Source organism: Synechococcus sp. F70.1 (assembly GCF_047502745.1).
Taxonomy (GTDB): Bacteria; Cyanobacteriota; Cyanobacteriia; order Thermostichales; family Thermostichaceae; genus Thermostichus.
The window spans coordinates 1-2,194 of record NZ_JANSJL010000050.1 but is presented as its reverse complement, the minus strand read 5'-3'; the positions used below and the strand labels follow the sequence as shown (position 1 = coordinate 2,194).

Sequence of the window (2,194 nt, the reverse complement as noted above, 5' to 3'; positions counted from 1 at the left end):
AAGGATTTTGGCCAGCCCCGAATCCAACTCAGCATTTGCCAGGTGGGTAAGAGGTTGCCGTTCCGCCAGCCAATCTCTAAAACCGGGTCTGGATTGGAGCTGCTCCAGGGCCAGCAGAACCCTGATTTCCTCCTCGCTGGGCCGCCAGTGGATCCCGCCCTCCGCAAGAAAACTCTGCCACAATTTTTGGCTTACCGGGCCTCTGGGCACTGGTATCGTGCGCACCACCACTAGCTTGCGAGATCGCAGGGCCGGATCGATCCCGGCGGCTGTCTTGGCGGCTCCTAGGCGAGCCTGGAAGGCTTTAGGATTACCTGATTGAATAGCTATCAAACACAGGTGCTTTTCTTGCTCGTTTGCCTCGTGGAAGATCAGGCGCAGACGAGAGTGCAGCTGGGAAAAACTTTTGGATCCAGGGAAGTCAGTTTCTACCTGGCTGCCAATGCTGGGCGGCAGCTTCTCTTGCCAGATGAGAAAGTGACATATAGAAGTTAGAAGTTCTTTCCATAGCTCATTCTCGTTTTCCTGAAAATATGGAGAGATATCGCCGTCTTTCCTAAATTTCTCAAACTCGCGATCCAGTTCCTGCAGAGGAGCACTTGAAGTAGTAAGAGGAGAACCGGAGGATCCTAACTCGATAACTTTCCCTGCTTTCAAGCAGCTCTCCCTGTGCTCATGGCATTTTCGCAAAAGCTCTCGGGGAGACAGAAATTGATTGCTTTCAAAAAACTCCGGCTTAAAGGGATAGGAGGAATAGGGAGGGGTAAAGCCAACCTTGCGATAGGCTTTTTCTAAGCGAGAGACAACAACAGCCTCAGCAGTTGCTGCAGAGGGAAGAAGCGCTAAGAGCAAAGGGGACTCAAAGCGACCTGAAAAGGTAGAAACAGCTGTCTTTGTTAGGATTTCCCAAGACTCTTCTAGGCAGGAGACAACTACAAGAGATCGAGAGAGATAATCCCGTATCGCAATAAGGCCGCCCCCAATGCTGTGAATGATATTTTCTGTGGCCTTTGCTTCTGCCCCTGATTCTTCTGAAGCTATGTGAAATTGCACAATGATCGGATCCAGTTGATCCAAAGCAACTACAGTGGGCCCCCTCAGGCTCATGAGCCAAGAAAGCCCCGCGACGGTCTCGCTGGGAGCTAGGCCTGGCGAGTCAAAACCGAGTTGTTCCTTCATCTCTGGATCTACGCCTAAGCCCTCTATCCAGCTTATTCCAGCCGCAGCTATCGCAAAGTTGGCAGAGTTGGCCAAAATCATGGCCCTCACACAGTCTCTATACTTAAGTGTGTTGCTCTTATCCTGAGTGGACAGCCATTGCAGAACTCGATTGACAACTCTGAATAAGAGATTGGGAGGAAGTCTGCCAATCTCTTCTGCTCTCCTAGGACTGGCCAGAGCTTTCAGGAAAATTTGATCGAGAACCTTCTCTAACTGGCTTCTTCCATCTGGCTCTTCCTGCATCAAAGATGTAAGGTATCCCTGAACCAATGTTTTCCAGAAATCCTTCACATCTGTCATGTCCACCAGGACGAATCCCACGCCCTTTTCAAAGCAGCGCTGCCTCAATACCCTGAGCAGGTGAGTTTTCCCAGTGCCGCCGCTGCCGAGGACAGGGATCCCCAGCGGAGATCCGTTTTTGGGAGATTGAATCAGCTTCTCCAGCCGCTCGAATAGTTGCTCTCTGGCTTCTCGATTAAGATCGGGAACGTCAAACTCTGGTACCTGCCAGATTTTCTTCAGATGAACTGTCCAATCAAAATCAACTTCCTTGAGAGCCTCAAGGTCCTTCTGTTGTTCTGGCAGAGAGATCACAGGTTCCGTGCTCCGCATACTTAACTCCTAATTCGCAGAAAGTGTCTTTTGGCACCGGAGAGGGTAATAGCCGCCGCCTCGCGTTCAGGGGTGATAGTTGAGGGATCGTCAAGAGGCATCAACACAATCTTGGCCTGGCGATCTAAAGCCACAAGAGCCTGATCCAATTGCTGACGTGGCACATGGGGAAATCTCTTTCGCAAATCCGATAGGTAAACCCGGGAGTGGCGCCCTCCCATCCCCTCGCAAGTTCGAAAGACCTTCTCCAGGAAGTCGAGATCGACTTCTACCCCGTTGTCGGGACGGGGTTTGCTAGGGCTATCTGGCCTGTTCGCGCTACTCGGCCGTAGGCCTAGAATCCGCGCCAAGGGAACGTTCT

The 2,194-nt window shown here is 51.5% G+C and carries 2 protein-coding genes; both read right to left on the bottom strand.

Features of this window, described 5'->3' with window-relative positions; translation table 11 throughout:
* Positions 1-1,833, bottom strand: a 1,833-nt coding sequence (locus tag NW860_RS04825; protein WP_414512743.1) for an ATP-binding protein, incomplete at its 3' end; no start/stop codon positions are given.
* A 2-nt stretch (positions 1,834-1,835) separates the two neighbouring features.
* Positions 1,836-1,997, bottom strand: a complete 162-nt coding sequence (locus NW860_RS04820) for a hypothetical protein (protein WP_414512741.1) — start codon at positions 1,995-1,997, stop codon at positions 1,836-1,838.
* Positions 1,998-2,194 lie beyond the last annotated feature (197 nt).